5 protein-coding genes are annotated in these 3824 nt (G+C 41.1%); 1 reads left to right on the top strand and 4 read right to left on the bottom strand.

The window, feature by feature from the left end; translation table 11 throughout:
- Window positions 1-198: 198 nt before the first annotated feature.
- The gene (locus HJV72_RS18685) at window positions 199-1116 is read right to left on the bottom strand and encodes a tyrosine-type recombinase/integrase (RefSeq protein ID WP_208073347.1); all 918 of its coding nucleotides are present in this window, start codon (window positions 1114-1116) and stop codon (window positions 199-201) included.
- 466 nt (window positions 1117-1582) lie between these two features.
- On the opposite strand from HJV72_RS18685, the gene HJV72_RS18680 reads away from it, so the two are divergent.
- The gene (locus HJV72_RS18680; RefSeq protein ID WP_208073345.1) at window positions 1583-2092 is read left to right on the top strand and encodes a GNAT family N-acetyltransferase; all 510 of its coding nucleotides are present in this window, start codon (window positions 1583-1585) and stop codon (window positions 2090-2092) included.
- 155 nt (window positions 2093-2247) lie between these two features.
- On the opposite strand, the gene HJV72_RS18675 is transcribed toward HJV72_RS18680, so the two are convergent.
- The 3 genes from HJV72_RS18675 to HJV72_RS19895 form a co-directional block, all read right to left on the bottom strand.
- Window positions 2248-2742, bottom strand: a complete 495-nt coding sequence (locus HJV72_RS18675; RefSeq protein ID WP_208073343.1) for a GNAT family N-acetyltransferase — start codon at window positions 2740-2742, stop codon at window positions 2248-2250.
- A 141-nt stretch (window positions 2743-2883) separates the two neighbouring features.
- Window positions 2884-3387, bottom strand: coding sequence for a hypothetical protein (locus HJV72_RS19900; protein WP_243765707.1), 504 nt, complete (start codon window positions 3385-3387; stop codon window positions 2884-2886).
- A gap of 41 nt (window positions 3388-3428) precedes the next feature.
- On the bottom strand, window positions 3429-3824 hold a 396-nt coding region (locus tag HJV72_RS19895; protein ID WP_243765706.1), incomplete at its 5' end, for a hypothetical protein.

Genomic DNA, 3824 nt, shown 5'->3' with positions numbered 1-3824 from the left:
CTGTATTTAATAATGTATTAGTTTAACAAAACAAAAAGGATAACTACGAATTATCAAATATATTATACCAGTTTTTTCCATATTTTTCTATGCCAAATCAGAAAACTATCCATTATTATTTAAGCTCCACATTTCCAATAACCACAAAAAGACCGCCCCTTTCAGCCGGCCAATCATTTTCATATAATCTAGTTCAAATCAGGCAGCGTTTTTTATGTTCATCTTCTTCCGCGGGTGCATCTTCTCCAAAATCTCCGCCTGTATCCTGGCTGCCACATGGATATATATCTGCGTCGTCTTTATAGAGCTATGTCCTAAAATCTGCTGGACGCAGCTTATATCTACCCCTTCTTCAATCAGATAAGTCGCAAATGAGTGGCGGAACATATGTGGCGTAATCTTCCTTTCTATCCCTGCAAGATTCGAGTATTTTTTAATCATTAGCCTTATAGACTGTTCGGTAAACCTGCTGCCTCTCATATTTACGAAAAAAAAACCACTTTTCTTTATCATCTCTTTGTTTGCATCGTAATATCGCCTCAGCAGTTGCAGAACAGAAGGTTCTGTCAACTGTACATGACGCTCTTTACCTCCTTTTCCCATTATTCTGATTAAGCCTGAATGCAGGCTGATGCAGTCTGCCCGTATATTGGAAATCTCATATACTCTCGCACCAGTTGCAAATAATATTTCTACAACAATAATATCTCTGAGCCAGTATCTATACGCATCTTTATGAAGCATTTTAGAGTATGCGTACATATAATTTAACAGGCATTCTATCTCTTCTCTTGGTATAATCCGGGGAAGTATCGTGCTTTCTTTGAATTTTACTTTTATCTTTCTAAAAGGAGTTTCTTTAATTATCTCTTCCTCTTCCAAATAATTATAAAATGCTTTTATACTAGCAAGTTTTCTTTTTACCGTCTTCTGCTTATATTTTTTATGCAAATCAGTAATATATAACTCAATCTCCTCTCTTTTCGGAGACTGACAGTTAATAAATTCAAAATACTGCTTCAAATCGATGCGATAAGCTTTTAATGTCTTTTCGTCAAGCTCCTTCCGATATTTGCAGTATTCCAGATATGCAGACACTAATTTTTGTAAATTCATGTTTTTATCCTCCTTACAGGTTTTCTGTAAGTGTATCACATATAATAATCAACTGTTATATACAGAGTTTCTTCTTAAAGAGTTGCAATAGAGACCTTTGCACTGCCCACTTTAAGCTGCCTTTCTGAAGGCGATACAACCTTGCATACAGCCCCAGATTTTCCACCCGGTTCTTATGGCTTCCTTTTAGAATACAGAACAATGCGGGTTTTCGGCGTTTCTAATATCCCCTTCGTCCCAAAACCATATTGTTCAAAAGAGCTTAATTTACTATTTTTTATAGATTTAATAAATGAAAATCTTCTTACAAGCCCTCATAAATGTTTAAGACACCATGAGAGAACAGCTTAAAATAAAAGTTTCTCGCATATCATCGTTTATCTGTGGTACGATAAAAGTCAGAAAGCATGACGCTATTTTTATATAATCTGAGTAGAGCGACAAATTTTGATTTTGGGAGGTAAATATGATATTCGAAACAGAGCGATTATATCTGCGTGAGATGAATCAATTTGATTTTGAATCATTGTGTAAAATCTTACAAGATGAAGATACAATGTACGCATATGAGGGTGCATTCAGTGAGGATGAAGTCCAAGAATGGCTCAATAGACAAATTTCCCGTTATCAAAAATGGAATTTTGGTTTATGGGCAGTTATTCTAAAGGAAACCGATGAAATGATTGGGCAGTGCGGGCTTACAATGCAGCCCTGGAAAGATGAGGAGGTACTTGAAATAGGTTATCTTTTCAATCGACTATATTGGCATAAAGGGTATGCCACCGAAGCGGCAAAGGCGTGTAAAAAGTATGCATTTGAAGTATTAAAGGCAGAGGTAGTTTGCTCTATCATCAGAGATACAAATATAGCATCTCAAAACGTAGCCATAAGTAACGGGATGACAATGGCAGGCACATGGACAAAGCATTACAAAGGTGTAGATATGCCGCATTATTGTTATGTGGTTCAACGCTGACAATTCTCATTTGTCGGGGAACAATCGTAGTAAGCAGGGCGGGAGTAAATGCACTCCCGCAAAACAGTGTGTACCGTTGTGCCCTGCTTGCCACAAATGAAAGCAGCAAAATGATTCGTACGCTTATTACCAATAAGGTGGACTCAGCAAAATATTTATAGTCGCCACCATATTGTTTCTTCCCGCCTTTTTTCAACGAAACCACAGCGTTGCAAAATGCGTTGTGATGCAAACCCGTCAATGTCCGTTTCTGCAATAATATGGGTCACGTTTTCTTGTTTCAAAGCCCACCTGCACATGGCTTGCACCGCTTCTGTCATGTATCCGTTGTGCTCAAACTCTTTTCCCAACCCATAGCCGATTTCGACCTCTCGATCCGCATTCGGTATATCCTTGAAATCAGCGGAACCAACGACAACCCGGTCACTTTTGTGAACCAGAAACCAGAAGCTATGCCATAAGTAATCGTTAGAATACTTTTCTGTTTTTTCTAATTGTCCTTTTACAATTTCGAGAAAAAGTCCCTCCATAGGCTCTGCTTGATAAGAACAATTTAAGTCTTTCTCCAGCTTTGGTAGGTTCTCTACCCACAATTTTAATTGATAGGGAAGCAATGGTACTAATTCAAGACGCTCCGTTTTCAATATCATTTTGCTACCTCATTTTATCTTTGTTCGCCTTATCCGCCGAAGGCGAATATTCTTGTTCCTATACTCTAAATTTTAATGTCGAATCTGTCAAGTTGATTTATCTATTCTTATATCGTGCTCTAAGTTTACCGACACTATTTTTTATAGTAATGGAGTAATTCGTTTTATAGAAAGCGTGGCATTTGTAAGCGAAGCCAGCTCAAAGGCTGCAGCACCGGTGGAACGAAACGCCAAATCAACCTGGCCGCTCAGGAATTCAATGACACTTCCTTGTAAGATTGTGTTACCGGTTGTTGAAAGTGTGCCATATTGCAATGTGGAGTCTATGAAACTGCCATCTTGACGTACGCCCGCAGATATTGTCTGGTCTGGTATCTCAACTGGGTCTATTCGAATCATATAGTTGATTTCGTATTCCCCTGGTATATAAATCTGCAATTCATTCTGATTAGTCCCAACATTGAAGGATGGCATAAAGTTATTGAATTGTATCTGTTCAACTTGATTGCTGACAGTAAAGTCAAACGATTGGACAGTATCGGAATATAGACCGCCAAATGCAGTTTCCATTGCCCTGCCATTGATTTCCACTGTGGCCGGATTGTCGTATAAGAAAATATCTAAATTGGGAGAGATGAAGTTCAAATCTTCCCCAAACCTTATGGGTATTGGACCACCATTGCCATTTATATAGAACAGAACATCTCCAGGATCAAAGGTACCTGTCGGTCCCTGCTCTCCCTGTGGACCAGGTTCCCCCTGTGGACCGGGTTCCCCTTGCGGTCCCGGAACGCCCTGTGGGCCAGGTTCCCCCTGTGGACCAGGCTCCCCTTGTGGGCCGGGTTCCCCCTGTAGGCCAGGCTCTCCCTGTGGACCGGATTCCCCCTGTGGACCGGGTTCCCCCTGTGGACCGGGTTCCCCCTGTGGACCAGGCTCCCCTTGTGGGCCGGGTTCCCCCTGCAAACCAGGAATTCCCTGTGGACCGGGTTCCCCTTGCGGTCCCGGAACGCCCTGTGGGCCAGGTTCTCCCTGCAAACCAGGAATTCCCTGTGGACCGGGTTCCCCTTGCGGTCCCGGAACGC

Origin of the sequence: Extibacter sp. GGCC_0201 (assembly GCF_017566055.1) — a bacterium.
GTDB lineage: Bacteria > Bacillota > Clostridia > Lachnospirales > Lachnospiraceae > Extibacter.
This window is presented reverse-complemented; position numbering and strand designations above follow the sequence as displayed.

Bases quoted from the DNA above. Each gene is read 5' to 3' on its own strand.
- HJV72_RS18685 (WP_208073347.1), bottom strand. From the start codon at position 1,116: ATGAATTTACAAAAATTAGTGTCTGCATATCTGGAATACTGCAAATAT.
- HJV72_RS18680 (WP_208073345.1), top strand. From the start codon at position 1,583: ATGATATTCGAAACAGAGCGATTATATCTGCGTGAGATGAATCAATTT.
- HJV72_RS18675 (WP_208073343.1), bottom strand. From the start codon at position 2,742: ATGATATTGAAAACGGAGCGTCTTGAATTAGTACCATTGCTTCCCTAT.